Genomic DNA, 25,914 nt, shown 5'->3' with positions numbered 1-25,914 from the left:
CTTTGTCCCTTCTCCTCCCTTCAAGTCCTAGCATACAAGCGGGCTTGCTCGCGAAAGCAGTCTATCAGTTGAAGATGTACTGACTGATTCACCGCTTTCGCGAGCAAGCCCGCTCCCACAGGGGACCTGCGTTTAACAGACCGGCATAACACACCAATCCCAATCGAACATCTATCCTTACCTCAGGTCCATCTAGGGAGAGCAATGGATCGGAGGGATGTTCATCGTGCATATCGCTGACATAACCATGTTCTACGCCCCGGCCAGCGGTGGCGTACGCACTTACCTTGACGCCAAGCACCGGCGTCTGGCGCTCAAGCCGGGCATTCGCCACAGCCTGTTGATACCCGGTGCACACTTGAGCGAGCAGGACGGCATCTTCAAAGTACCGGCGCCCGCCCTGCCCTTCGGCAAAGGCTATCGCTTCCCCCTTCGTTTGGCGCCTTGGCGAAATGTCCTGCACGATTTACAGCCTGACCTGATCGAAGTTGGCGACCCTTACCTGACCGCCTGGGCCGCACTGGATGCCCGACGCCAATTGGATGTGCCGGTCATCGGCTTTTACCACTCCGACCTGCCACTGCTGGTGAGCAATCGCATGGGGCCTTGGTTTACCCCCAATGTTGAAGCCTATGTGCGCAAACTCTATGGGAATTTCGACCGAGTGCTCGCCCCCAGCCAGGTAATGGCCGACAAGCTCACCGGGCTTGGCGTCAGAAATGTCTTCGTGCAACCCCTGGGTGTAGACCTGCAAACCTTCACCCCTGAGGTACGTGACCCCGGCCTGCGCGCCGAACTGGGGATTGGCGAAGACACTCGACTACTGATCTTCGCCGGGCGCGGCTCCAAGGAGAAAAACCTGCCGGTGCTGCTCAACTGCATGAAACGCCTGGGGGAAGGCTACCACTTGCTGTTGGTGGGCTCCGGCATGCCGGCCAGCGTGCCAGACAATGTCACCGTGATTGACGGATTCCGGCCCGCCCAACATGTCGCTCGGCTGATGGCGAGCGCCGACGCCTTACTGCATGGTGGCGACCAGGAGACCTTCGGCCTGGTGATCCTGGAAGCCATGGCCTGCGGTATTCCAGTGGTCGCCGTGGCGGCCGGGGCCTTTACCGAGATTATCGACGAGCGTTGTGGCGTGCTGTGTGCGCCAAACAACCCCAAGGCCATGGCCGATGCGGTGCGCGAGTTGTTCAGTACCGACAGCCGACGCCTGGGTGCTCAGGCTCGGCGCCATGTCGAGCAGCATTATGCGTGGGACACAGTAGTCGACAGCCTGCTGGGGCATTACTGCGCCGTGCTGGGCAGCCATGAACCGATGCTCGCCCATGGCTGAGCGCGCGCTGATGCTGGTACTGCACGACGTGGCACCGCACACCTGGGCCGACTACCGGCCCTTCGTCGAGGCCGTCGATGCACTGGGCGACGTGCCCATCACTTGGCTGGTGGTGCCGGACTTCCATCACCATGACAACCTGGCCGCCCACCGCGATTTTCGGCGCCTGCTCGATAGCCGTGTCGCCAAGGGCGATGAACTCACCTTGCATGGTTATTACCATTGCGACGACCAACCTCGGCCGCGTACGCCAAAAGAATGGTTTATGCGACGCATCTATACCCACGAAGGCGAGTTTTACCAGCTGTCCGAAGCCGAGGCGTTGCGGCGGTTGACCGCCGGCATTGAGGTATTCCAGCGCAATGGCTGGCCGCTGCATGGCTTTGTTGCGCCAGCCTGGTTGATGAGCGATGGCACCCGGCAGGCATTGCGCCAGTTGCCGCTGAGCTACACCAGCGACCCACAACATTTTTATCGCCTACCGGACTTCACGCCTATCAACGCCCCTGGCCTGGTGTGGAGCGCCCGCAGTGCATGGCGCCGGGGATTGTCCAAAATCCTCACTGATCGCCGTGAACAGCGATGGCAGGCCGCCCCGCTGATCCGACTGGGTTTGCATCCGGTGGACATGCGCCACAGGTTTTCCCGCGATTATTGGCTAGACACCCTGCAACGCCTGCTCAACGCGGGGCGCGTCCCCCAAACCAAGGCCGCCTGGCTGGCGACGCAGCCATGGGCCGACTGATCTGGTTAGTGTTGGCGCTCTTGGTGGCGCTGGTGATTCCATTGTGGCTGGGCGGCGGCGAAAGCATTGCGCGCCTGCGCCAGTTTCCGTTGCCCCAGTTACTGGGGATGTTCGCCATGATCATCGGCTGCTGGCTGATCAACAGCCTGCGCATCCGCCTGTTGCTTGGCGAGCATCGCGGCCAGTTAGGGCCGCTCAAAAGCCTTGGCGTGGTGATATCCACTGAATTCGCCATGTGTGCAACTCCCGGCGGCAGCGGCGGGCCGTTGACCCTGATGGCCCTGCTGGCGCGCAACGGTATCCGCCCCGCCCATGGCAGCGCGGTGTTCGCCATGGACCAGTTGAGCGACCTGGTGTTTTTTCTCTGCGCACTGGTAGGGATCTTGCTGTATGCGCTGTTCCATAGCCTCAGCCCGCGTCTGGAGTGGTTGCTGGGGCTCAGCGCCGTGTCGATGGTGGGTGGGGTAATCAGTGGCTGGGCCGTGGTGCATGTTCACCGGCGGCTGATTCGCCTGGCGGGTTTGGCACTCAAGGCCATGAAGGTCGGCGCTACCACCCGCCGACGCTGGGCACGCCGGTTGCTGCGTTTTCTTGCGGCGTTCAGCGCCACCCTGAAACTACCCCGGAGCACCTTGCTTGGGGTCTTTGCGCTGACCAGCCTGCATTGGCTGCTGCGTTACAGCGTGCTGTACCTGGCGCTGCGCGGGTTGGGGGGCGAGGTACAGTGGGCCTGGAGCTTTCTGATCCAGATGTTATCCCTGACTGCGGGGCAGTTCAGCCTGGCGCCAGGCGGGGCCGGCGCTGCGGAATTGACGTCAGCGGCACTGCTGGCGCCCATGGTGGGCACATCCACAGCGGCTGCGGCAATTCTGATCTGGCGCGCGGTGACCTACTACTTCTATTTGCTGGCCGGTGCGCCAGTGTTTCTATTGATGGTCGGCAAACCGCTGCTCAAGCGTCTTTTTCAGGGGCGGCAGGCGGCTGGTCCTGCGCCTGTGTCTGCTCCCATAAACGCGCCGCGCCTGGAAAATCAGTACCATCCTCGGCATCCAGCGCGTCCGGGTCGTAACGACTCAAACAGCCCTCGCCCAAGGTAGCAGGCGCCCGTGAGGTGGCTTTATCCAGCGGGTCGCTCATGGGAATCTCCTGAAACAGAAATAAAAAAGGGCCTGGAGAGTTTTACCTCCAGGCCCCGGTGTCTTTCAATCAAAATCGCTGGGTCAGAAGACCACGGTCTTGTTGCCGTGCACCAACACGCGATCTTCCAAGTGATAGCGCAGGCCACGGGCCAGCACCATCTTCTCGACGTCACGGCCGAAGCGCACCATGTCTTCAATGCTGTCGCTGTGGCTGACGCGCACCACGTCCTGCTCGATGATCGGGCCGGCGTCCAGCTCTTCGGTCACGTAGTGGCAGGTTGCACCAATCAGCTTCACGCCACGCAGGGAAGCCTGGTGATACGGCTTGGCACCGACAAAGGACGGCAAGAAGCTGTGGTGGATGTTGATCACCTTGCCAGCGTATTCGCGGCACAGTTCCGGTGGCAGGATTTGCATGTAGCGCGCCAGCACCACTACATCCGCATCATGCTGCTTGACCAGTCGCGATACCTCGGCAAATGCCGGTTCCTTGTCCTGTGGGTTGACCGGCACATGGTAATAAGGGATGCCATGCCATTCGACCATGCTGCGCAGGTCATCGTGGTTGGAGATCACGCAAGCAATCTCGCAATCGAGTTCGTCGCTGTGCCAGCGGTGCAGCAGGTCTGCCAGGCAGTGGGATTCGCGGCTGGCCATCAGCACCACGCGTTTCTTCTGCTCTGTATCGGTGATGTGCCAGGTCATCGAAAACTCTTCGGCAATCGGCGCAAACGCCTCGCGGAATGCTTCCAGGCCAAAGGGCAGCGTATCGGCACGGATTTCGTGACGCATGAAAAACCAACCACTGAGATCGTCCGAGTGATGGCTCGCCTCGGTGATCCAGCCATTATGGGAAGCCAGAAAGTTACTGACCTTGGCAACGATGCCAACCCGGTCCGGGCAAGCAATCACCAGCCGAAAAGTGCGCATTAGGGGGAAACTCCAGAACTTCACAAAGGCCGCTATTCTAGCGATTACGCAGAAAAACTGCAGTATTCCCTTGCACCTTATCTTGAGGCATGGCCGTGGCAACACCCCTTAATCGTGTAAGGTTTTACCACCGCTATATGACGGTACAACGGCATGCTGAGGTCAGTAGCAAAAAATTAACGCGATTATCTTTGCGCTTAACGCTGACTAATTAACTCATCGGCCAGGTTTTCTCACACACATTCAATGTCATTCACCTGAATAACGTCTTAAATGTTTACTTGATGAAATTGCCTGACTATTATTAGGCCACTCACCCTGTCATTCAGCGTTCTACATAAGGTAGTCCACATGTCACTGATCAACGAATACCGCGCCACCGAAGAAGCTATCAAAGAGCTGCAAGCCCGTTTGAAGAACCTGTCCGAAGACGACAAGCTGAAAACCGAGCTGGAATTCGAAGGCAAATTGCGCACCCTGATGGGTGAATACTCCAAATCCCTGCGTGACATCATCGCGCTGCTGGATCCAGAGTCGAAAGTTAAAGCACCGCGCGGCGCTGTGAAAACTACCGGCACCAAGCGTGCTCGCAAGGTCAAGCAATACAAAAACCCACACAACGGCGAAGTGATTGAAACCAAAGGTGGCAACCACAAAACTCTGAAAGAGTGGAAAGCCAAGTGGGGCGGTGACGTAGTTGAAGGTTGGGCAACCCTGCTGGGCTAAGCCCGGTCGGACGTTCACCCGATACGTCACACATGAAAAACGCCAGCTTGCTGGCGTTTTTTATTGTCTGAATATTCTGTAGTTATGCGCTTACAGACTCAAGCGCGCCGCTAATGAATCCACATAGTCCTGCCATTGCGCCAGCACCTGGCACTGAAACGATGTAGCACTAACCGCCAACTCCTCACGCGCCTGCTTAAATGCCAACAGGGTATTCGGCGCCCCCCACTGCGCCTCCGACAAACGTTGCTGACAGAAAAGTTTCCAGCGTTGTTGCTCGTCATTGTTCAAGGTTTCAGGAAAGTTACGCGCCCGGTAGCGAAATAATAATTCCGGCAAACGATGATCATCGAACGGCCACTGCTGACGGGCTAATTGCGCGGGCTCTGCCATGCGAACTTGCTCACATAAACGGCGGTCACGATCACCAATAAAACCCTCGTAGAGCTGCTGCTCCGGGTCCGCGTTCGACGCAAAGTCTTCCTCGGCATAAATGGCCGCTAACTTGTCCCGCCAAACTTCCTGTGCGTCAGTTAGTCGCAGCGCCCGCGCGAGGCAAGCCTCCTTATCCAGTTGCAGGCGCTCAAGATCTTGCGGGCGCAGCACCTTCAACGGCGCAACCACCGGGCAGCGGTTGATATGCAGTAGCTTGAGCGGAACCGGCAGCTCACCTTCGGCCAGCTCATCGCGGCGCGTGTAAAGACGCTGGCGCAGGGTCGCCGCATCCAGGTCCAACAGCCCTTGCGGATCGAGCCCCAGGTCACAGACGATCAAGGCATTGCGATTGCGTGGGTGCCAGGCCAGGGGCAAGACCACGCCCAGGTAATGGCGTTCGGCGGAGAAACGCCCGGAGATATGCACCATCGGTTGCAGCAACCGCACCTGATCCATGACCCGTTGTTTACTGCGCAGTTGAAACAACCATTCATATAACTTCGGTTGTTTCTCCCGGACCAACCGCGCCAGGGCGATGGTTGCACGCACATCCGACAACGCGTCATGGGCCTGGCCGTGGTCTATGCCGTTGGCCTCTGTCAAGCGTTCGAGCTTGAGGGTCACACGCCCGTCCTGCTCGGGCCAGTTGATGCCCTCCGGCCGCAGGGCGTAGGCGGTGCGCATCACATCGATCAAGTCCCAGCGACTGTTGCCGCCCTGCCACTCGCGCGCATAGGGGTCGAAAAAATTGCGGTACAGACTGTAGCGCGTCATTTCATCGTCGAATCGCAGGGTGTTGTAGCCGGCGCCGCAGGTACCTGGCGCGGCCAATTCGGCGTGCACCCGAGTCATGAAATCGGCTTCGGCAAGGCCCTTCTCAGCGAGGATACTCGGCGTAATGCCCGTGATCGCACACGCTGCCGGATGAGGCAGGATATCGTCGCTGGGCTGGCAATAAAGGTTGATCGGCGCACCGACCTCATTGAGCTCAAGGTCGGTGCGGATACCGGCTACCTGGAGCGGGCGATCGTTGCGCGGGTTGATGCCGGTGGTTTCATAGTCGTACCAGAAAATCGAGGTCACGGGCTATTCCTGTGCTGAAGACCGACAAAGTCTAGGCGCTGCAAGGCGTCCGGGGCCAGCGACACCTTACTGTATAAATATCCAGAAAAACCTCGGGTGGTTGCTTCCATCCTCGACACTGCTAGCATCCGTGTCTCTCAAGTCGCCTCGCAGTGCCAAGGATCGCAATGCCATCAACCCCTCTGGATACCCACTATCAGATAGAAACGCCCGAGGGCATCGACCTGCCCCTGCGCCCTGCTGGCCTGCCCTCCCGGGCATTGGCGTTTGCATTCGACCTGGGCGTGCGCGGGATCATCATGGGTATCCTGCTGGTGCCGCTGGCGCTGCTCGGCAATGTGGGGATCGGGCTGGGTTCGCTGCTGCTGTTCCTGGTGAGCTGGTGGTACATGGTGTTGTTCGAAGTGCTCAACCAGGGCTGCTCGCCAGGCAAGCAGGTCATGGGGCTGCGCGTGGTACAAGATGACGGCACGCCCATTGGCTGGTCGGCATCGCTGATCCGCAACCTGCTGCGTTTTGTCGACATGCTGCCCTTCGGTTATTTCCTGGGCGCGATCAGTTGCCTGCAACATCCGCACTTCAAGCGGCTCGGCGACCTGGCCGCCGGTACGCTGGTGGTCTACCGGGAATTGCCGCTGGTACGCCCAAGCATCCCTCAAGCGCCCGCCCTGCGCCTACCCTTCGCACTGGAGTTGAGCGAACAGAGGGCCATCCTCGGTTTCGCCGAACGCCAGGCCGAACTCTCGGCCGAACGGGTGCATGAATTGGCCGCCATCCTCGCAGAGCCCCTGCAGGTGTCTGCGCCGCGCGCCGTGGAGCAACTCAACGGGGTAGCCCGTGGTTTGTTGGGGCCGACATGAAGCAGAGCCTTTTTGAAAGCCGCCACCAGCGCCAATGGCATACCTTCGCCGAGCAGTTGACACAACTGGAGCAAGGTAAAGCCAAGGCCGCCGATGTTGCCGACTTCCCGCATCAATATCGACGCCTGTGCCAACATCTGGCCCTGGCTCAGCAACGCGGCTATAGCAGTTACCTGGTCGACACGTTGCAACAACTGGCACTGCGCGGCCATCAACAACTGTATCGCCATCGCAGCCAACTGACGGCAAACATACTGGCGTTTCTTCTCGCCGACTTCCCGCGCCTGGTACGCGAACAATGGCGCTTCGTGCTGATCGCTGGCCTGCTATTCTTTGGCAGCCTGGTGGGGATAGCCCTGCTGGTGTACCTGTTCCCCGATCTTATCTACAGCATCATCAGCCCCCAGCAGGTGGCCGACATGCAGGGCATGTACAACCCCGACGCCAGCCGTCTGGGCCGTGCTGCCGAACGGGCCGCCAGCGAAGACTGGATGATGTTTGGCTATTACGTGATGCACAACATCGGCATCGCCTTCCAGACCTTTGCCGCCGGCCTGTTGTTCGGCCTGGGCAGTGTGTTCTTCCTGATTTTCAACGGCCTGGTCATAGGTGCAGTCTCCGGGCACCTTACCGACATTGGCTATGGCCAGACCTTCTGGTCGTTTGTCATTGGTCACGGCGCATTCGAGTTGAGCGCCATCACGCTGGCCGGTGCCGCAGGTTTGCAACTGGGCTGGTCACTGGTTGCCCCCGGGCGCTTGGCACGCAGCGAGGCCCTGCGCCTGGCCGCCCGCAAAAGCGTACGGATGCTTTGCGGTGTCATGGTGTTCCTGTTGATCGCAGCCTTTATCGAAGCCTACTGGTCCTCAACCACTCGCATTGAGCCCTGGATCAAATACGCAGTAGGCGCCGCGCTCTGGCTGCTGGTGGCCGCTTACCTGTCCCTGGCCGGGCGGAGTCGCCATGCGCCTGACTGACGCCAGCGTGGTGATTCGCCCGCGTACTTCCTGGGAAGCCATGGACCTGGGCGTACTGATGGCCAGGGAACACCGTGTCCTGCTGATGGGCAGTTGGGCGCTGGTAAGCTTGCCGGTATTCAGCCTGTTGACGGTGCTGCTCTGGAATTACCCGTCTTTGGTCATGTTCCTGTTCTGGTGGCTCAAGCCGGCCTTCGACCGCTTGCCGCTGTACATTCTGTCCAAGGCCCTGTTTGGTGAGCCCCCCAGCCTCAAACAGGCCGTTCGCCAGTGGCCGCAATTGCTCAAGGGGCAACTGTTCGCAAGCCTGACGTGGCGGCGGCTGAGCATGAGCCGCAGCTTCACCCTGCCCGTCAGCCAACTGGAAGGCCTGGACGGTGACGCACGTCAACGACGCCTTGGAGTGTTGCTGCAACGTAACGCTGGCGCCGCACGCTGGCTGACGACCATCGGTGTGCACATGGAAATCGGCCTCTGGTTTGGCGGCATGACCCTGTTCTATCTCTTCATCCCGCAACAGGTTGAACTGGACTGGGACTGGCAACGGCTAATATTCGCGTCAGCCTCGGACGTGCTTTGGCTTGAGCACCTGAGCAATGCCTTCTATGCCCTGGTCCTGGTGTTCTGGGAACCCATCTACGTCGCCTGTGGCTTCAGCCTGTACCTCAACCGCCGCACAGTGCTGGAGGCCTGGGACCTGGAACTGGTATTCCGTCGGCTGCGCCAGCGCCTGAGCAATGTCGCACCGCTGCTGTTGCTGGTGGTTGGCCTGGCGTTGCTACACATCAGCCCACCGACCATGGCAGATGAAACCACAGCCCATAAGCCACTTAGCACCCAGGCCGCCAGCCAATCCATCCAGGCGTTGCTGGAAAAGCCACCTTTCAAGAACCCGGAAACCGTCACACGCTATCGGTTTGGCGAAGAAAAAGCGCCGGTTAAAAACAAGGCCACGGGCGACGGCAAATTACCTGGCTGGCTCCAGGCACTGCTCGACAACCTTAACAGCGACACCTTCAAATACGTCGCCAAAACTTTGGAAATACTGCTCTGGAGCCTTCTGATTGGCGGCCTGGCCCTGGTGTGCTGGCGTTACCGTGAATGGTTGCGCACGTTCGTCAGCCGCCTTGGGCCTACTCGCACGGCCGCTCCCTCGCCCGTTCCCGCTCAGTTGTTCGGGCTGGAACTGGGCACCGAGACATTGCCCGAAGACATCGCCAGTACCGCCGAACAACTATGGCCCACCCACCCACGGGAAGCCCTTGGCCTGCTGTATCGCGGGTTGCTCAGCCGGCTGTTGCACGAGTTCGACCTGCCACTGACAAGCGCCGATACCGAGGGGCAGGTACTGGAGCGTGTTCATCATTTGCAACAACCGCAGCTACTGGCGTTCAGCGACGAACTGACACGCCACTGGCAAAACCTGGCCTATGGTCACCGTCTGCCGCCTTCTTCAGCCCAACAAAAACTGTGCAGCGACTGGCGTGCTCTTTTCAGTGACGGAGCGGGCCAATGAATCGCGCGCTATTGTGGACAGCGCTGTTGTTGGCGTGCCTGGTGGGTGCGGGCGGCTTATATGCCTGGCACAAGGCAATTCCCTACGAGGAAGTGGTTGACCGGGGCCCGTCGCCAGAGGCTCGCGCCAATCCCTATCTGGCCGCCGAGCACTTTCTACGCCAGCACGGCTTGGTCGTGGCACACGCCAAGGGCCTTGAACGACTCGCCGAACTGCCCGCCAAAGGCCATAGCCTGTTGTTGCTGGGAGAGCGCAGCAACATGACCCCACGCCAGGTCGACCAACTGCTGGGCTGGGCAAAAGCCGGTGGCCACCTGCTCCTGGTCGCCGAGGCATTATGGGATGAAGAAGCCGGCACAAGCGGTGACCTGCTGCTTGATCGCCTCACTATCCGCCAAACCTTGAGCGACGAACCCGTGCCACCGCGTAAAAAAACCAAACCGGATCTGACCAAGCTCTATGTCGACAACGAAACCGCACCGGCGTACTTTAGTTTTGACACTTACTTCAACCTCACCGACCCCAAGCACCTGGCGCAGTTTTCCGCCAACAGCGCCCAGTCCAGCCACCTGATGCAACTCGACCTGGGGCAAGGTCGCGTCACGGTGATCACCGACAGCGACCTATGGAAAACCACAGATATCGGCAACCATGATAACGCCTGGTTGCTGTGGTACCTGAACCAGGACACTGACGTCACCCTGCTGTTCAACAGCGACACAGACGATCTGTTTACTCTGTTGCTCCGTTATTTCCCCCAGGCCCTCGTCGCCCTGGTTGCGCTGCTTGCTTTGGGGCTGTGGCAGGCAGGCATGCGCCAGGGCCCGATCCAGACACCGGCGCCCAAGGCACGTCGCCAGCTGCAGGAACACTTGCAGGCCAGCGCGGACTTCCTATTGCGCCGCAGCGGCCCGGGCACGTTGTTGCAAGCCTTGCGACACGACATCCTGCGCGCAGCCCGGCGACGCCATCCAGGGTTCGAACACCTCGATGCGTCAGAGCAACGCCAAGTGCTGGAACACCTTACGCGACAACCCCCTCACATCATCAGCCAGGCGCTTGAGCCCGTTGCGCTGAAGCGGCTTTCCAGCGCCGACTTCAGCCGTCAGGTGGCGCACCTGCAAACCCTCAGGAATGCCTTATGAGCGACTCTCCACTGGCCACCGCCCTGACCGCCGAAAACCTTCAGCAGGCCAGCCAGCAGGCCCAGGCGCTGCGCGTGGAATTGCGCAAGGCCGTGATTGGCCAGGACCCGGTGATTGACGACGTGCTCACCGCCCTGATCGCAGGCGGCCACGTCCTGCTTGAAGGCGTGCCTGGCCTGGGCAAGACCTTGCTGGTACGGGCCCTGGCCCGCTGCTTTGGCGGTGATTTCGCCCGCATCCAGTTCACCCCGGACCTAATGCCCAGCGATGTCACCGGCCACGCCGTTTACGACCTGCAGACCGAACAGTTCAAACTGCGCAAGGGGCCGTTGTTCACCCACCTGTTGCTGGCCGACGAGATCAACCGTGCACCCGCCAAGACCCAGGCAGCGCTGCTGGAGGCCATGCAGGAACGCCAAGTGACCCTGGAGGGCGAGGCGTTGCCCATCGGCCAGCCCTTCATGGTCCTGGCAACCCAGAATCCTATCGAACAGGAAGGCACCTACCCACTGCCCGAGGCCGAACTGGACCGCTTCATGCTCAAGGTGCGAATGGACTACCCGGATGCTCTACAAGAGCTGGATATGGTCCGCGAAGTGACGCGCTCGTCCAAGGCAGACATGTTGGAGGTGCAGCCGTTGCGTACCGTGCTGCACGCCGAGGACGTGGTACGGATGCAGCAAATTGCCAGTGACTTGCCGTTGGATGAGCAGGTGCTCGACTACGCGGTGCGCCTGGCCCGTGCCACGCGCAGTTGGCCGGGGCTGGCCATCGGTGCCGGCCCCAGGGCCTCCATCGCTCTGGTACGCGGTGCCCGTGCCCGTGCGCTGTTGCGCGGTGGCGAATTCGTCACCCCCGATGACATCAAGGGCTGCGCCCTGGCGGTACTGCGTCACCGGGTACGCATCGCACCAGAGCTGGACATCGACGGCTTGGAGGTCGACCAGGTGCTCCAGCAGTTACTCGACCAGATTGCGGCACCAAGGCAATGACGCGGCCATGAAACCGACCCGTCTGCTCCTGACCTGGCTGAGCGCCCTGCTCGGACTGAGCGCCCTGTTAGGTGCCTCGGCAGCGTTGCAGTTGAAAGTGCCCGCCGCCTTGCATTCCGTGGCCTGGGGCCTGCTGCTGGCCCTGTTGCTGCTGGCGATGCTGGATGCCGCACGCTTGCGCCGCCGCCCCTCGGTCCGCGTATACAGGACACTGCCCGGCAGCCTGGCGCTGGGGCGCTGGGAAGAAATACGCCTGTGCCTGGAGCACGACTACCCGCAACCACTGACCGTGCAGGTGTTCGATCACGTGCCCGATGGCCTGGGTGTGGAGAACCTGCCTCAATTCATTCAACTACGCCCCGGTGAACGTGCTGAGCTGGGCTATCGCGTGCGCCCCTTGCGGCGCGGGCACTTCCATTTCAGTCGCTGCGAGCTGCTGCTGCCCAGCCCATTGGGGCTGTGGTCGGCACGACGATGGGTCGACACCCGCGATTCCACCCGTGTTTACCCGGATTTCGCGCGCTTATACGGTGCGCAGTTACGGGGTGTGGATAACTGGCTGAGCCAACTGGGCGTGCGCCAACATCAGCGGCGAGGGTTGGGCCTGGAATTTCACCAACTGCGCGAGTTTCGTGAAGGTGACAGCCTGCGTCAGATCGACTGGAAAGCCACCGCCCGCCAACGAACGCCCATTGCCCGGGAATACCAGGACGAACGCGACCAGCAAATCGTGTTCATGCTCGATTGCGGCCAGCACATGCGCAGCCAGGATGACGAACTTTCCCATTTTGATCACGCGCTCAATGCCTGCCTGCTGCTGAGCTATGTCGCCTTGCGACAGGGCGATGCGGTAGGGCTGTGCACGTTCGCCAGCGACCAGCCGCGCTACCTGAAGCCGGTCAAGGGCAGTGGCCAATTGAACCTGTTGCTCAATGCGGTCTATGACCTACAGACCACGCGAAAAACCGCCGACTACCAGGCGGCCGCCAGCCAGTTGTTGGCACGTCAAAAACGCCGGGCGCTGGTGATCATCGTCACCAACCTGCGGGATGAGGAGGATGAAGCGCTGATGGCTGCCGTCCAGCGTATCGGCAGGCATCACCGGGTACTGGTGGCCAGCCTGAGGGAAGAGGTCCTCGACCAGCTACGTCAGACGCCTGTGCAGACATTGCCCGAAGCCCTGGCTTACAGCGGCACGATCGATTACCTCAACACCCGCAACCAACGCCATGATCGTTTGAGTGCCCATGGGCTGTCGGTGCTCGATACCTTGCCATCGGCGCTGGGTGCCGGGCTGGTCACACGCTATCTGGAGTGGAAAAAGGCCGGGGTATTCTGAGGATGACTGCGCAGGGGTATGGCCAGGAAACGGCCACGACCCCACGCATAATTCAGACAGAGGCCTGCAAAGGATAAAAGCTGAAGTACTGCAACAGCGCGTTGATCAGGTGCCGGTATTCCTCGGGCGCCTCAAGCACGCTGAACCCCGAGTCGTAATGCTGCGGGGTGACATCCTCGTGGCTCCACAAGCAGGTTGCCGTGAGGTCAATCGCCTTGAACTCGCCTTGCGCCACCGGCACTTTCAAGCGCAGCTCGAAATCCACCTCGGTCATCATGGGTAACGAGCTGATCAGCATCAGACCGTTTTCAGACACATTTCCAAGATAGCCGATTGGCTTGTCGGTAATACGATTGAACACCTGCAGAAAATACGGCAGTTGATGCCGCTCGATCCGTCGTTCGGTAAACATGGTGAAGTCGCCATCCAATAGCCAAAAATCTGGCCGTGCCAGTGATTCGGAACAAGCAATCGCTCGCTCTCCCTGGATCTCGGTGTGACAAAACCTACCGCTTGTCACCAAACAAATGCCGAATCCGGGCCTTGCATCCGTTCGAATGGGAAACTGCACAAACAGACATTCAAAGATTAGCCCAAGACTGGCGACAGGCCAGCTATAAAATGACAAATACCATTACAACGACGCAGGCCTTGGTTTTGCCAGGCCTGCAGCCGGCAGATGCCCCAGTTGCTGCAAGGTATCGAGCCGCGCACGGGCTCGATAGGCGTACTCGCTCGACGGGTAGTGGCCGATGATGAACTGATAGGTCTGTGCGGCATCGACAAACAGTTTCTGGCGTTCCAGGCACTGCCCGCGCAACATCGAAACCTCCGGTTGCACGTAGCGGCGGGTACGGCTCTCGCGATCGACCTGAGACAACTCCAGGGTGACACGCTGGCAATCACCGACCCCATAGGCGCGGTAAGCGTTGTTCAAATGGTGGTCCATCGACCAGCGGGTACAGCCGACAACACTGACGGCCAGGGCAGCAACGAGCAAAATTCGCATGGGGTTCTCCTGTCTTGTGCAGTGTATCGACCCCTGGTCGAAAATCTTCAAGGCGTTTGCCCATTCAACCGCAGCCAAAACAAGCCAATCGTCGATAAGTAGTGCAAACGAACAATGACTACAACGAAAGAGCATAGTAGCCTTCCCCAGCGCTTGAACTCAGGAGTCCGTGCATGTCCGTCCGTCGTACCAAAATCGTCGCCACCCTTGGCCCGGCCAGTAACTCGCCGGAAGTCCTCGAACAGCTGATTCTGGCTGGTTTGGACGTCGCCCGTCTGAACTTCTCCCACGGCACCCCGGACGAGCACAAGGCTCGTGCCAAGCTGGTGCGTGACCTGGCCGCCAAGCATGGCCGCTTCGTTGCACTCTTGGGCGACCTGCAAGGCCCGAAAATCCGTATCGCCAAATTTACCAACAAGCGGATCGAGCTGAAGATCGGTGACAAATTCACCTTCTCCACCAGCCACCCGCTGACCGAAGGCACCCAGGACGTGGTGGGCATCGACTACCCGGACCTGGTCAAGGACTGCGGCGTCGGTGACGAGCTGCTGCTGGACGACGGCCGTGTGGTCATGCGCGTCGACACTGCCACGCCGACCGAACTCAATTGCACCGTGATCATCGGCGGCCCGCTGTCCGACCACAAAGGCATCAACCGTCGCGGTGGTGGCCTGACGGCGCCGGCCCTGACTGAAAAAGACAAGGCTGACATCAAGCTCGCCGCCGAAATGGAAGTGGACTACCTCGCCGTGTCCTTCCCGCGCGACGCCGCCGACATGGAATACGCCCGTAAGCTGCGCGACGAAGCCGGCGGTACCGCCTGGCTGGTAGCGAAGATCGAGCGTGCTGAAGCCGTGGCCGATGATGAAACCCTCGACGGCCTGATCAAGGCTTCCGATGCCGTGATGGTTGCCCGTGGCGACCTGGGCGTGGAAATCGGTGACGCCGAGCTGATCGGTATCCAGAAGAAGATCATCCTGCACGCACGCCGTCATAACAAAGCGGTGATCGTTGCGACCCAGATGATGGAGTCGATGATCCAGAACCCGATGCCGACCCGTGCCGAAGTGTCCGACGTGGCCAACGCCGTGCTCGACTACACCGACGCCGTGATGCTCTCGGCTGAAAGTGCCGCCGGCCCGTACCCGCTGGAAGCCGTGCAGGCCATGGCGCGTATCTGCGTCGGTGCCGAAAAGCACCCGACCAGCAAGACCTCCAGCCACCGCATCGGCAAGGTTTTCGAAAGCTGTGACCAGAGCATCGCCCTGGCTGCCATGTACACCGCCAACCACTTCCCGGGTGTCAAGGCCATCATCGCCCTGACCGAAAGTGGCTACACGCCGTTGATCATGTCGCGCATCCGTTCCTCGGTGCCTATCTACGCTTTCACCCCACACCGCGAAGCCCAGGCCCGCGCGGCCATGTTCCGTGGCGTGTACACCATCCCGTTCGACCCGGCGTCGCTGGCACCGAACGAAGTCAGCCAGAAGGCGATCGACGAGTTGGTCAAACGCGGCGTCGTGGAGAAAGGCGACTGGGTCATCCTGACCAAGGGCGACAGCTACCACACCACCGGTGGCACCAATGGCATGAAGATCCTGCATGTGGGCGACCCGCAGGTCTGAGTGACAAGCTGAAAAACAAAAGCCCCGCCCTGTGAATGGCGGGGCTTTTTGCATTTCAGTGCAGGCCACTGTGTTGAATTTCAGCGCCTCATCGCAGGCAAGCCAGCTCCCACAATAGTCAGACAACTCGGTCTACTGTGGGAGCTGGCTTGCCTGCGATGGCGTCATCGGCTCCGGACGATAAGCCCCGATACCGACTTGACCAGGCTTTTCATAACGTAAAAGGGCGAGCCAGGAACACATCCGCCAGCAATTGATTACGCGGCAGTCCCGCCAGGAACAAGCGCTTGGAAAAGGCCTCGACGCTGGCAGGGTGCCCGCAAAGCAAGGCCAGGGTGTGCCGGGAAACCAGCCGCAGTTGCGCCAATGCCGGCTGCAACTGCGCCGCGGTCCATAGCTCCACGGTGAGGTGCCCATGTTGCGCGGCAAGCGCTGCCAGGGGTTCAGCCAGATAATGAGCCTCGGCCTCATGGGCCAGGTGAATCACGCGAATCTCGCCTTGATGATCCTGGCGCAGTGCCTCGCGCAACACGCCCCACAAGGGGCCCAGGCCAGTACCGGAGGCCAGCAGCCACAAGGGTCGTGATTGCCAGTCAGGATCATAGTGCAGCGCTCCACCCCGCAGTTCGCCCAGGCATACAGGATCACCGACCTTCAACTGTCGCGCGGCATCGCTGAAGGCACCGGGTTGACGGCAGTCGATATGGAACTCCAGATACGGCTCCTCCTGGGGCAAACTCGCCAGGGAATAAGGGCGTGCCACCTGCCCTGCCCACAGCACCAAATGCTGCCCGGCCCTGTACCGCAGGGCACGTTCTGGTTGCAGGCGCAGGCGCAGTACCGTCGAACTCAGCCAATCGGCGCCCACCACCTGGGCGGGCAAGCCATCGCGCTGGGGATCAAACGCGTCGACCTTCAGGTCCGCAATGACCCGGCACTGGCACGCCAGGCGCCAACCTTGCTGGCGCTGCGTCGGGCTCAGGGCTTCGGGCTGCGGGTCGTCAACCTCACCCTCGCAACGCACCAGGCACGCATGGCAACTGCCGGCCCGGCAACTGAAGGGCACGGCCACACCGGCCTGATTCAAGGCATCCAGCAGGTTGCTGCCGGGGGTGACCGACCAGTGGCGTTCGCCGACATACAGTTCAGGCATATAAAGACTCGATCATAAGGAGCGCGCACAGGGAATCATGCCTGCGACAGTTTGACCATAGTCGGGTGTATCGGCCACCGTGCCGGGTTATACTGCCGCGCCTTTTTAGCGTCGCGCCTGCACCATTCTGGCGTGCCTTGGAAAGATGGCTTCAGCCGACCGATGCAACACTGAGGCCATCTTTATTGAATGTTCCCTTATAGAGGAGCGCGACTCATGACCGTGATCAAGCAAGACGACCTGATTCAGAGCGTTGCCGACGCCCTGCAATTCATTTCCTACTACCACCCCGTTGATTTCATCCAGGCCATGCACGAAGCCTACCTGCGCGAAGAATCGCCGGCAGCCCGTGACTCCATCGCCCAGATCCTGATCAACTCGCGCATGTGCGCCACCGGCCATCGCCCGATCTGCCAGGACACCGGTATTGTCACCGTGTTCGTGCGCGTGGGTATGGACGTGCGCTGGGACGGCGCAACCATGGGCCTGGACGACATGATCAACGAAGGCGTGCGTCGCGCCTACAACCTGCCAGAAAACGTCCTGCGCGCCTCGATCCTCGCCGACCCGGCCGGCGCCCGCAAGAACACCAAGGATAACACCCCTGCGGTCATCCACTATTCCATCGTCCCGGGTAACACCGTGGAAGTGGACGTGGCGGCCAAGGGTGGCGGCTCCGAGAACAAGTCGAAAATGGCCATGCTCAACCCGTCCGACTCGATCGTCGACTGGGTGCTCAAGACTGTTCCGACCATGGGCGCCGGCTGGTGCCCACCGGGCATGCTCGGCATTGGCATCGGCGGTACCGCCGAGAAAGCCGCGGTAATGGCCAAGGAAGTGTTGATGGAGTCCATCGACATCCACGAGCTGAAAAAGCGCGGCCCGCAAAACCGTATCGAAGAAATGCGCCTGGAGCTGTTCGAGAAGGTCAACCAACTGGGCATCGGCGCCCAGGGCCTGGGTGGCCTGACCACCGTGCTCGACGTGAAGATCATGGACTACCCGACCCACGCCGCGTCCCTGCCGGTGTGCATGATCCCCAACTGCGCCGCCACCCGTCACGCGCACTTCGTGCTCGACGGCTCGGGCCCGGCGTCACTGGAAGCGCCACCGTTGGACGCCTACCCGGAAATCGTCTGGGAAGCCGGCCCATCGGCTCGCCGCGTCAACCTCGACACCCTGACCCCGGAAGAAGTGCAGAGCTGGAAGCCGGGCGAAACCGTCCTGCTCAACGGCAAGATGCTTACCGGTCGCGATGCGGCGCACAAGCGCATGGTCGAGATGCTGAACAAGGGCGAAACCTTGCCGGTGGACCTCAAGGGCCGCTTTATCTACTACGTCGGCCCGGTTGATCCGGTGCGCGAAGAAGTGGTTGGCCCAGCGGGCCCGACCACTGCAACGCGGATGGACAAGTTCACCCGCCAGATCCTGGAGCAAACCGGCCTGCTGGGCATGATCGGCAAATCCGAGCGCGGCCCTACCGCCATCGAAGCGATCAAGGATCACAAGGCCGTGTACCTGATGGCCGTGGGCGGCGCCGCTTATTTGGTGGCCCAAGCCATCAAGAAGTCGCGCGTGGTTGCCTTCGCCGAACTGGGCATGGAAGCCATCTACGAGTTCGACGTCAAAGACATGCCGGTCACCGTTGCAGTAGACAGCAAAGGTGAATCCGTCCACATCACCGGTCCTGCCATCTGGCAGAAAAAGATCAGTGACAGCCTGGCGGTAGAAGTGCAGTAAGCACCTCATCCAAAAAAATAAAGGCGACTGCGGCCCCACGGCCCAGTCGCCTTTTTTATGCCTGGAGCAAGGGACTGCTCCTGATCTTGCTCTTGATCTGCTTTTGATCTTGATCTCAGGCGCCCCGTTAAACCACGCTGGCCGAACGCAGGCTTGAATTCGTGGGTAACCCGGCAGGACGCCGGGTTAGCCGCCCCGCGCCATGGATGGCGCGTGGCGGCGGCCCACGGATTCAAGCCTGCGTTCGGGCACACCGAGCCTAGGCGAGGTGCCGAGTGGTGGGGCAAGAGCGTTTTGCTTACTTTGGCCTGGGCCGGCATCCCGGCTTTTGCAAAGTGAGCCGCCGTCAGGGCGGAACCCTAAGTGGCCGTTACCTAACTAACGGATATGTACTCAATCTGATCCCACATCCCGGTCGGCTGTCAGGCCGCCTTCGCGAGCAAGCCCGCTCCCACATTGCGATCGTGGGGTGTCAGGTAGATAGCCGTCGGCTGGCAAGCCGTCATCGCAGGCAAGCCAGCTCCCACAGTTGGATCGTGGGGTGTCAGGTAGATAGCCGTCGGCTGGCAAGCCGTCATCGCAGGCAAGCCAGCTCCCACAGTTGGATCGTGGGGTGTCAGGTAGATAGATGTCGGCTGTCAGGCCGTCATCGCAGGCAAGCCAGCTCCCCCACAAGCTCCTTGGTCACAAGATATGAGCTGCCCATGCTATGGTGCTCGCCCCTTACCGTGCCTGTTCATCATCGTATGATCGTGATCCCTCGCCCCCTGCGCCTGACCTTCTATTCTCTGTTGATCATCGCCGGTGCGGTGCTGGCTGCCGCCTTGGCCACGCGCCATGCCGAACGCCAGGCCTTGGTGGACGACGCCGCCCGTGCCAATCAGCAGCTGGCGCTGTATGCCAACTCGCTGCACACCCTGATCGAACGCTACCGTGCCCTGCCCGCCGTGCTGGCGCTGGATTCGGAGATGATCAGCGCCTTGAAGGGCCCGCTGGACGCCACCACGCAAGACCGGCTCAACCGCAAGCTGGAGCGCATCAACGGCGCTGCGCAGTCTTCGACCCTGGAACTGATGGACCGCACCGGCCTGGCCGTGGCCGCCAGCAACTGGAACCTGCCCAGCAGTTATGTCGGCCACAACTACGCGTTCAGGCCGTATTTCAGCCAGACCTTGAGCCACGGCACCGGGCGCTTTTATGCAGTGGGCGTGACCACGGGTATTCCGGGCTACTTTCTTTCCAGTGCGGTCGTGGATGAGCACGAGCAGTTCCTCGGCGCCATGGTGGTCAAGCTGGAGTTCCCCGAGCTGGAGCGCGAGTGGGCACAGGGCAATGACCTGCTGTTGGTCAGCGATGCGCGGGGCATCGTGTTTATCGCCAACCAGCCGGGCTGGCGTTATCGCAACCTGCGGCCGTTGTCCGAAAATGACCTGGCTGAACTCAAGGCCACCCGCCAATACGACAAGAAGCAACTGCAGCCGCTGGACACCCAGCCCCTGCAACGCTTTGACGAAAACAGCCACTTGATCCGCGTCAACGGCCCCGACGGCAACGCCAATTACATCTGGGAGTCGCTGCCGCTCAAGCGCGAAGGTTGGACCCTGCACCTGTTGCGCAAACCCCAGTTTGCCTTTGAAGACCAACGTAACGCGGGCCTTGCCGCTGCGGGTTCGTGGCTGGCATTGGTGTTCTTGGTGCTGTTCCTCAGCCAGCGCTGGCGCCTGGCCCGCTTGCGCCAGCGCAGCCGTGAAGAACTGGAGCAATTGGTCGAAGAACGCACCCAGGCGCTGCGCACCGCCCAGGATGGCCTGGTGCAGTCGGCCAAGCTGGCGGCATTGGGGCAAATGTCGGCCGCCCTCGCCCATGAAATCAACCAGCCGCTGACCGCCCAGCGCATGCAACTGGCGACGCTGCGGCTGCTGCTCGACCATGGTCGCGTGGACGATGCCTACAAGGCGCTCACGCCATTGGATGACATGCTCACGCGCATGGCCGCGCTCACCGGCCACCTCAAGACATTCGCGCGCAAGAGCCCCAGTGGCCTGCGCGAAAAGCTGGACCTGGCGACGGTGGTCGACCAATCCTTGCACCTGCTCGACGCGCGCCTGCGTGACGAAGCCATCGGTGTGGTGCTGGACCTCACCCGCCCGGCCTGGGTACGTGGCGACGCGATCCGCCTGGAACAGGTGCTGATCAACCTGTTGCGCAACGCCCTCGACGCCATGGCCGACAAACCGCGCAAGCGCCTGGAAATCCGCCTGCACGCCGATCAGCAGCTGTGGCAGTTGAGCGTCTGCGACAGCGGCGGCGGGATTGCCGAAGAACATTTGAGCAGCGTGTTCGACCCGTTTTTCACCACCAAACCGGTGGGCGACGGGCTCGGTTTGGGACTCGCGGTGTCCTACGCTATCGTGCATGAACTGGGCGGACGCCTGAGTGCCGCCAACCGTGGCGATGGCGCGACTTTCACCTTGACCCTGCCTATCGCCCTGGAGACGCCAGACCTATGTTGAACGCGGTGATTGTGGTCGATGACGAAGCCAGTATTCGCACGGCCGTCGAGCAATGGTTGAGCCTGTCGGGGTTTGACGTGCAGTTGTTCAGCCGCGCCGAAGAGTGCCTGGCGCAACTGCCCAAGGACTTTGCCGGGGTGATTCTGAGCGACGTGCGCATGCCAGGGCTCAGCGGCCTTGAACTGTTGGCCGAGGTGCAGCGCCGCGATGCCGATTTGCCGGTGATTTTGCTCACCGGCCATGGCGACGTGCCAATGGCCGTCGAAGCCATGCGCGACGGCGCCTACGACTTCCTGGAAAAACCCTTCAGCCCCGACGCCTTGCTCAACAGCCTGCGCCGGGCGTTGGACAAGCGTGGCCTGATCCTGGAAAACCGCCGCCTGCATCAACAGGCCGATCATCGCGCGCAGTTGGAGTCCAGCCTGCTGGGTGTGTCCAAGGGCCTTCAAAGCTTGCGCCGCCAAGTGCTGGACCTGGCGAGTTTGCCGGTCAATGTGCTGATTCGCGGTGAAACCGGCAGCGGCAAGGAGTTGGTCGCCCGCTGCCTGCACGACTTCGGCCCACGCGCAAAGAAGCCGTTCGTGGCCCTCAATTGCGCGGCAATCCCCGAGCAGTTGTTCGAAGCCGAACTCTTCGGACATGAAAGCGGCGCCTTCACCGGCGCCCACGGCAAACGTATCGGCAAACTGGAATATGCCCACGGCGGCACCTTGTTCCTGGATGAAATCGAAAGCATGCCCCTGGCCCAGCAAGTGAAATTGCTGCGCGTATTGCAAGAGCAGAAGCTGGAGCGGCTGGGCTCCAACCAGAGTATCCAAGTGGACCTGCGCATCATCGCTGCCACCAAGCCCGACCTGCTGGAAGAAGCCCGTGCCGGGCGCTTTCGCGAAGACCTGGCCTATCGGCTCAACGTCGCGCAACTGCGCCTGCCGCCATTGCGTGAACGTCGCGAAGATATTCCCCTGCTGTACGAGCATTTTGCGCAAAGCGCCGCCGAGCGTCTGGGCCGCCAGGTCGAGCCCTTGAGTGGGCCACAGTTGGGGCGCCTGCTTAGCCATGACTGGCCGGGCAATGTGCGCGAACTGGCCAACGTCGCCGAGCGCCAGGTGTTGGGGCTGGACGAGCCGGAACCGCAAGGGGTCGAAGCCGGGCAGTCGTTAGCAGCGCAGCAAGAAGCGTTCGAGGCACACTGCCTGAAGGCCGCGTTGACGCGTCACAAGGGCGATATCAAGGCGGTGCTGGCCGAGTTGCAACTGCCGCGCCGTACCTTCAATGAGAAGATGCAGCGGCATGGGTTGGTAAGGGAGATGTTTGTGTAGCGATATTTGGATCACCATCGCGGGCAAGCCCGCTCCCACATTTTGGTCTGTGAACACAGCAGGTGTGGGAGCTGGCTTGCCTGCGATGGCGTCGGCAGCCATAAGCGGATTTCCGCTCATCACCCAAAAACCATCAGCGACTTTCCGCTCAATAAAATCCCGCAACCCTTCTATCGCGGGCCTTCCTCTACCTGGCACAGCTCCTGCTATAGCCCCAACAGGCTGCGCACGCGCCGCTCCATAAAAACAACTAGATGAAGGATCCTTCAATGGATAACTCCAACACCGTGCCTCTGGGATCGACGGCCGTCAAAGCGCAGGAGCGCACCACCTCCAGCCGCATCAAGTCGATCTTCAGCGGATCGGTCGGCAACATGGTCGAATGGTACGACTGGTACGTCTACGCCGCCTTCTCGCTGTACTTCGCCAAAGCCTTCTTCCCCAAAGGCGACACCACTGCCCAACTGCTCAACACCGCCGCGATCTTCGCCGTGGGCTTCCTGATGCGCCCGATCGGTGGCTGGCTGATGGGCCTCTACGCCGACAAAGTCGGGCGTAAAAAAGCCTTGATGGCCTCGGTGTACCTGATGTGCTTCGGCTCGCTGCTGATTGCCCTGAGCCCAGGCTATGAAATCATTGGTATCGGTGCGCCGATCCTGCTGGTGTTTGCCCGCCTGCTGCAGGGCCTGTCGGTCGGCGGCGAATACGGCACCTCTGCCACCTATCTCAGTGAGATGGCCACCAAGGAACGTCGCGGGTTCTACTCAAGCTTCCAGTACGTGACCCTGATCTCCGGCCAGCTCATCGCGCTGGCGGTGCTGATCGTGCTGCAACAGGTGCTGACTACCGAACAACTGTACGCCTGGGGCTGGCGCATCCCGTTCGCCATCGGCGCCCTGTGCGCAGTGGTCGCGCTGTACCTGCGTCGCGGCATGGAAGAAACCGAGTCGTTCACCAAGAAAGAAAAAGCCAAGGAAAGCGCAATGCGCACCTTGATGCGTCACCCCAAGGAACTGATGACCGTGGTCGGCCTGACCATGGGCGGCACCCTGGCGTTCTACACCTACACCACCTACATGCAGAAATACCTGGTGAACACGGTCGGCATGAGCATCTCCGACTCCACCACCATCTCGGCGGCGACGCTGTTTCTGTTCATGTGCCTGCAACCGATCATCGGCGGGCTGTCGGATAAAATCGGCCGCCGCCCGATCCTGATCGCCTTCGGCGTGCTTGGCACCCTGTTCACTGTGCCGATCCTCACCACCCTGCACACCATCCAGAGCTGGTGGGGCGCGTTCTTCCTGATCATGGCGGCGCTGATCATCGTCAGCGGCTACACCTCGATCAACGCCGTGGTGAAGGCCGAGCTGTTCCCGACCGAAATCCGCGCACTGGGCGTGGGCCTGCCGTATGCCCTGACCGTGTCGATCTTCGGCGGTACCGCTGAATACATCGCGCTGTGGTTCAAGAGCATCGGTATGGAAACGGGCTACTACTGGTACGTGACCGCGTGTATCGCCGTGTCGTTGATGGTCTACGTGACCATGAAAGACACGCGTAAACACTCACGCATCACCACCGACTAAAAAATGTGGGAGCGGGCTTGCTGTGGCGAGCAAGCTTGCTTGCGCTGGGGTGCGAAGCGCCCCCAAAAAGCTGGCTCCAGCTACGCTGTCGAACGGGAGCAAGCTCCCTCGCCACAGCAAGCCCGCTCCCTCATTTAGCCTTAGGACAACTCTGCGGCCTCATTGCGCCCATAGCGCCGCTGCGCATACGACGCGCCAGCAATCATCACCACCAGCACCGCAGCCAATACCGCGGACGAACCGATGGTGCCGAAATCCAAGCCGCCTTTTTCATGGGGTTTGGTCAGAAAATCCCCCAAGGTCGCGCCAAACGGCCGTGTCAGTACAAACGCCACCCAGAACAACAATACCGACGAGATGCGGGTGAAGTACTTGAGTACCACCACCGCGGCGATGGTTGAGCCTATCAACAATGCGCCACCGGCGAAGCCCAGCCCCGAATCGTCCGCGAGGAAATCGCCCAATGCGGTGCCCAAGGTGTTGGAGAACAGGATCGCCATCCAGTAAAACAGCTCCCCTCGGAAGGTCTGCACCTTGTTCACGTTCAGCGAGTCACCACTGAGGTGCCACAATGCAAAGATGATCATCAGGATCACGATCAGGATCATCGACCCGGTGGCGTAGCCCAGTCCCAGCGTGCGGTCCATGAAGTCGGACATCGTGGTACCCGCAGTACTGGTAGACAAAATCACGATCCAGTACAGCACCGGGTTGTAGGTTTTCGACCAGAGTTGCGTCACCAGGGTCACCAGGAACACGCTAATGAGGATCATGGAGCTGATGGCGTAGCCAACGTTCAAGGTCATCGACAGCAAGTCCCCGGCGGTTTCGCCCAAGGTAGTTGCGCAGATTTTCATGACCCAGAACGCCAGGGTGATCTGAGGAAGTTTATTCATGCAGTAGATAGCTCCAAGGCTCAGTCTTATAGGGGGTATTGACCTTGGGCGCAGACTGAAGGGGAAACTGTGAAAAATAGGTGGCAGATGTATGAAAAATCCATGGGCACGATGGAAATTCACCGCCATGAATTGCACTATGACCGCCTCCCAAACCGCGTAGCAGGAACCCCGGCCATGCCTGACGACATCCACTTTTACGAACCCGCCAACGGCCACGGCCTGCCCCATGACCCGTTCAATGCCATCGTCGGCCCACGCCCGATTGGCTGGATCTCCTCGCACGACCGCGAAGGCCGCCTGAACCTGGCGCCCTACAGTTTCTTCAACGCATTCAACTACATTCCGCCGATCATTGGGTTTTCCAGTGTCGGGCGTAAAGACAGCCTGAACAATATCGAACAGACCGGCGAATTCGTCTGGAACCTGGCCACCCGACCACTGGCCGAGCAGATGAACCAGAGCTGCGCGGCCGTATCGCCCGAGGTGAATGAATTCGAACTCTCCGGCTTGACGCCGGTGGCTTCGAAAATCGTTGGCGTACCACGGGTGGGCGAGAGCCCGGTGTCGTTCGAGTGCAAGGTGACGCAGATCATCCAGCTGCAACGTGCCGACCAACAGTTGGTGCCGAGCTGGCTGGTGCTGGGCGAGGTGGTTGCGGTGCACATCGCCAAATGGTTGCTCAAGGACGGGATCTACGACACCGCTGCCGCCGAGCCGATTTTACGCGGGGGTGGCCCGGCGGATTATTTCCAGCTGGGGCCAGAAGCGCTGTTCAAGATGTACCGCCCAGGCGCCACCAAACCCTGACTGCAATGCAATCAAAACTGTGGGAGCTGGCTTG

At 60.7% G+C, this 25,914-nt stretch carries 22 protein-coding genes; 16 read left to right on the top strand and 6 right to left on the bottom strand.

Annotated features, from left to right (window positions below; all coding sequences use genetic code 11):
- Nucleotides 1-217 precede the first annotated feature (217 nt).
- From gpgS to gpgF, 3 genes are read left to right on the top strand one after another with little or no spacing between them, the layout of a single operon-like run.
- Complete coding sequence (gpgS, locus tag AC4PS6_RS28795) at nt 218-1,339, top strand: N-acetylglucosaminyl phosphatidylglycerol synthase (protein WP_014719730.1); 1,122 nt, start codon at nt 218-220, stop codon at nt 1,337-1,339.
- Nucleotides 1,332-2,084 (top strand): N-acetylglucosaminyl phosphatidylglycerol deacetylase, encoded by a 753-nt coding sequence (gene gpgD / locus AC4PS6_RS28790; RefSeq protein ID WP_336827421.1) that lies wholly within the window; start codon nt 1,332-1,334, stop codon nt 2,082-2,084. The genes gpgS and gpgD overlap by 8 nt, the downstream gene beginning before the upstream one ends.
- Nucleotides 2,072-3,181 (top strand): glucosaminyl phosphatidylglycerol flippase, encoded by a 1,110-nt coding sequence (gene gpgF, locus AC4PS6_RS28785; RefSeq protein WP_336827420.1) that lies wholly within the window; start codon nt 2,072-2,074, stop codon nt 3,179-3,181. The genes gpgD and gpgF overlap by 13 nt, the downstream gene beginning before the upstream one ends.
- Nucleotides 3,182-3,304: 123 nt before the next feature.
- Here gpgF and purU read toward each other — a convergent pair whose 3' ends face one another.
- A complete protein-coding gene (gene purU / locus AC4PS6_RS28780; RefSeq protein WP_019821236.1) occupies nt 3,305-4,153 on the bottom strand; it encodes a formyltetrahydrofolate deformylase in 849 nt (282 codons plus the stop codon).
- 351 nt (nt 4,154-4,504) lie between these two features.
- On the opposite strand from purU, the gene mvaT reads away from it, so the two are divergent.
- A complete protein-coding gene (gene mvaT, locus AC4PS6_RS28775) occupies nt 4,505-4,879 on the top strand; it encodes a histone-like nucleoid-structuring protein MvaT (protein ID WP_019821235.1) in 375 nt (124 codons plus the stop codon).
- 90 nt (nt 4,880-4,969) lie between these two features.
- Here mvaT and sbcB read toward each other — a convergent pair whose 3' ends face one another.
- Nucleotides 4,970-6,397, bottom strand: coding sequence for an exodeoxyribonuclease I (gene sbcB, locus AC4PS6_RS28770; protein ID WP_014719735.1), 1,428 nt, complete (start codon nt 6,395-6,397; stop codon nt 4,970-4,972).
- A 167-nt stretch (nt 6,398-6,564) separates the two neighbouring features.
- On the opposite strand from sbcB, the gene AC4PS6_RS28765 reads away from it, so the two are divergent.
- Genes AC4PS6_RS28765 through AC4PS6_RS28740 form a run of 6 tightly spaced genes read left to right on the top strand, consistent with a single transcriptional unit; the run spans nt 6,565 to nt 13,226 of the window.
- A complete protein-coding gene (locus AC4PS6_RS28765; protein WP_014719736.1) occupies nt 6,565-7,257 on the top strand; it encodes an RDD family protein in 693 nt (230 codons plus the stop codon).
- Complete coding sequence (locus AC4PS6_RS28760; RefSeq protein WP_019821231.1) at nt 7,254-8,234, top strand: stage II sporulation protein M; 981 nt, start codon at nt 7,254-7,256, stop codon at nt 8,232-8,234. The genes AC4PS6_RS28765 and AC4PS6_RS28760 overlap by 4 nt, the downstream gene beginning before the upstream one ends.
- Nucleotides 8,221-9,750 (top strand): DUF4129 domain-containing protein, encoded by a 1,530-nt coding sequence (locus AC4PS6_RS28755; protein WP_019821229.1) that lies wholly within the window; start codon nt 8,221-8,223, stop codon nt 9,748-9,750. The genes AC4PS6_RS28760 and AC4PS6_RS28755 overlap by 14 nt, the downstream gene beginning before the upstream one ends.
- Complete coding sequence (locus AC4PS6_RS28750; RefSeq protein ID WP_020302716.1) at nt 9,747-10,895, top strand: DUF4350 domain-containing protein; 1,149 nt, start codon at nt 9,747-9,749, stop codon at nt 10,893-10,895. The genes AC4PS6_RS28755 and AC4PS6_RS28750 overlap by 4 nt, the downstream gene beginning before the upstream one ends.
- Nucleotides 10,892-11,887, top strand: a complete 996-nt coding sequence (locus AC4PS6_RS28745; protein ID WP_336827418.1) for an AAA family ATPase — start codon at nt 10,892-10,894, stop codon at nt 11,885-11,887. The genes AC4PS6_RS28750 and AC4PS6_RS28745 overlap by 4 nt, the downstream gene beginning before the upstream one ends.
- Nucleotides 11,888-11,894: 7 nt before the next feature.
- Nucleotides 11,895-13,226, top strand: coding sequence for a DUF58 domain-containing protein (locus AC4PS6_RS28740; RefSeq protein WP_236465985.1), 1,332 nt, complete (start codon nt 11,895-11,897; stop codon nt 13,224-13,226).
- A 52-nt stretch (nt 13,227-13,278) separates the two neighbouring features.
- Here the strand turns inward: AC4PS6_RS28740 and AC4PS6_RS28735 are convergent, their stop codons facing one another.
- Nucleotides 13,279-13,638, bottom strand: coding sequence for a PilZ domain-containing protein (locus AC4PS6_RS28735; protein WP_019821226.1), 360 nt, complete (start codon nt 13,636-13,638; stop codon nt 13,279-13,281).
- Between the two features lie 222 nt (nt 13,639-13,860).
- Nucleotides 13,861-14,235 carry a tetratricopeptide repeat protein gene (locus AC4PS6_RS28730; protein WP_003193903.1) on the bottom strand — a complete coding sequence of 125 codons (375 nt, stop codon included), beginning with the start codon at nt 14,233-14,235 and terminating at the stop codon, nt 13,861-13,863.
- Nucleotides 14,236-14,408: 173 nt separating this feature from the next.
- Between AC4PS6_RS28730 and pyk the strand changes: the two genes are divergently transcribed.
- Entirely contained in the window at nt 14,409-15,860 is a 1,452-nt protein-coding gene (pyk, locus tag AC4PS6_RS28725) for a pyruvate kinase (protein WP_003193904.1), read from the top strand.
- 211 nt (nt 15,861-16,071) lie between these two features.
- Here the strand turns inward: pyk and AC4PS6_RS28720 are convergent, their stop codons facing one another.
- Nucleotides 16,072-17,013 (bottom strand): iron-sulfur-binding ferredoxin reductase, encoded by a 942-nt coding sequence (locus AC4PS6_RS28720; protein ID WP_336827417.1) that lies wholly within the window; start codon nt 17,011-17,013, stop codon nt 16,072-16,074.
- A 216-nt stretch (nt 17,014-17,229) separates the two neighbouring features.
- On the opposite strand from AC4PS6_RS28720, the gene AC4PS6_RS28715 reads away from it, so the two are divergent.
- From AC4PS6_RS28715 to AC4PS6_RS28700, 4 genes are all read left to right on the top strand, one after another.
- Nucleotides 17,230-18,753 carry a fumarate hydratase gene (locus AC4PS6_RS28715; protein WP_003193907.1) on the top strand — a complete coding sequence of 508 codons (1,524 nt, stop codon included), beginning with the start codon at nt 17,230-17,232 and terminating at the stop codon, nt 18,751-18,753.
- Between the two features lie 746 nt (nt 18,754-19,499).
- A complete protein-coding gene (locus AC4PS6_RS28710) occupies nt 19,500-21,266 on the top strand; it encodes an ATP-binding protein (RefSeq protein ID WP_058409969.1) in 1,767 nt (588 codons plus the stop codon).
- Nucleotides 21,260-22,585 carry a sigma-54-dependent transcriptional regulator gene (locus AC4PS6_RS28705; RefSeq protein WP_020301344.1) on the top strand — a complete coding sequence of 442 codons (1,326 nt, stop codon included), beginning with the start codon at nt 21,260-21,262 and terminating at the stop codon, nt 22,583-22,585. Before AC4PS6_RS28710 ends, AC4PS6_RS28705 begins: the two co-directional genes overlap by 7 nt.
- Nucleotides 22,586-22,854: 269 nt before the next feature.
- On the top strand, nt 22,855-24,174 hold the full coding sequence (locus AC4PS6_RS28700; protein ID WP_034128609.1) for an MFS transporter: 1,320 nt from the start codon (nt 22,855-22,857) through the stop codon (nt 24,172-24,174).
- Between the two features lie 140 nt (nt 24,175-24,314).
- On the opposite strand, the gene AC4PS6_RS28695 is transcribed toward AC4PS6_RS28700, so the two are convergent.
- Nucleotides 24,315-25,070, bottom strand: coding sequence for a COG4705 family protein (locus AC4PS6_RS28695; protein WP_019817341.1), 756 nt, complete (start codon nt 25,068-25,070; stop codon nt 24,315-24,317).
- Nucleotides 25,071-25,247: 177 nt separating this feature from the next.
- Here AC4PS6_RS28695 and AC4PS6_RS28690 point away from each other — a divergent pair, with 177 nt between their 5' ends.
- A complete protein-coding gene (locus AC4PS6_RS28690) occupies nt 25,248-25,880 on the top strand; it encodes a flavin reductase family protein (protein WP_014719748.1) in 633 nt (210 codons plus the stop codon).
- Nucleotides 25,881-25,914 lie beyond the last annotated feature (34 nt).

The organism is Pseudomonas sp. DW-iso17 (assembly GCF_058725345.1).
The sequence above is the reverse complement of the archived record's forward strand: the minus strand, read 5'-3'. Positions and strand labels throughout refer to the sequence as shown.

Coding starts and splice junctions, on each gene's coding strand:
- gpgS (WP_014719730.1), top strand. CDS start 218: ATGTTCATCGTGCATATCGCTGACATAACCATGTTCTACGCCCCGGCC.
- gpgD (WP_336827421.1), top strand. CDS start 1,332: ATGGCTGAGCGCGCGCTGATGCTGGTACTGCACGACGTGGCACCGCAC.
- gpgF (WP_336827420.1), top strand. CDS start 2,072: ATGGGCCGACTGATCTGGTTAGTGTTGGCGCTCTTGGTGGCGCTGGTG.
- purU (WP_019821236.1), bottom strand. CDS start 4,153: ATGCGCACTTTTCGGCTGGTGATTGCTTGCCCGGACCGGGTTGGCATC.
- mvaT (WP_019821235.1), top strand. CDS start 4,505: ATGTCACTGATCAACGAATACCGCGCCACCGAAGAAGCTATCAAAGAG.
- AC4PS6_RS28765 (WP_014719736.1), top strand. CDS start 6,565: ATGCCATCAACCCCTCTGGATACCCACTATCAGATAGAAACGCCCGAG.
- AC4PS6_RS28760 (WP_019821231.1), top strand. CDS start 7,254: ATGAAGCAGAGCCTTTTTGAAAGCCGCCACCAGCGCCAATGGCATACC.
- AC4PS6_RS28755 (WP_019821229.1), top strand. CDS start 8,221: ATGCGCCTGACTGACGCCAGCGTGGTGATTCGCCCGCGTACTTCCTGG.
- AC4PS6_RS28750 (WP_020302716.1), top strand. CDS start 9,747: ATGAATCGCGCGCTATTGTGGACAGCGCTGTTGTTGGCGTGCCTGGTG.
- AC4PS6_RS28745 (WP_336827418.1), top strand. CDS start 10,892: ATGAGCGACTCTCCACTGGCCACCGCCCTGACCGCCGAAAACCTTCAG.
- AC4PS6_RS28740 (WP_236465985.1), top strand. CDS start 11,895: ATGAAACCGACCCGTCTGCTCCTGACCTGGCTGAGCGCCCTGCTCGGA.
- AC4PS6_RS28735 (WP_019821226.1), bottom strand. CDS start 13,638: ATGTTTACCGAACGACGGATCGAGCGGCATCAACTGCCGTATTTTCTG.
- AC4PS6_RS28730 (WP_003193903.1), bottom strand. CDS start 14,235: ATGCGAATTTTGCTCGTTGCTGCCCTGGCCGTCAGTGTTGTCGGCTGT.
- pyk (WP_003193904.1), top strand. CDS start 14,409: ATGTCCGTCCGTCGTACCAAAATCGTCGCCACCCTTGGCCCGGCCAGT.
- AC4PS6_RS28720 (WP_336827417.1), bottom strand. CDS start 17,013: ATGCCTGAACTGTATGTCGGCGAACGCCACTGGTCGGTCACCCCCGGC.
- AC4PS6_RS28715 (WP_003193907.1), top strand. CDS start 17,230: ATGACCGTGATCAAGCAAGACGACCTGATTCAGAGCGTTGCCGACGCC.
- AC4PS6_RS28710 (WP_058409969.1), top strand. CDS start 19,500: ATGATCGTGATCCCTCGCCCCCTGCGCCTGACCTTCTATTCTCTGTTG.
- AC4PS6_RS28705 (WP_020301344.1), top strand. CDS start 21,260: ATGTTGAACGCGGTGATTGTGGTCGATGACGAAGCCAGTATTCGCACG.
- AC4PS6_RS28700 (WP_034128609.1), top strand. CDS start 22,855: ATGGATAACTCCAACACCGTGCCTCTGGGATCGACGGCCGTCAAAGCG.
- AC4PS6_RS28695 (WP_019817341.1), bottom strand. CDS start 25,070: ATGAATAAACTTCCTCAGATCACCCTGGCGTTCTGGGTCATGAAAATC.
- AC4PS6_RS28690 (WP_014719748.1), top strand. CDS start 25,248: ATGCCTGACGACATCCACTTTTACGAACCCGCCAACGGCCACGGCCTG.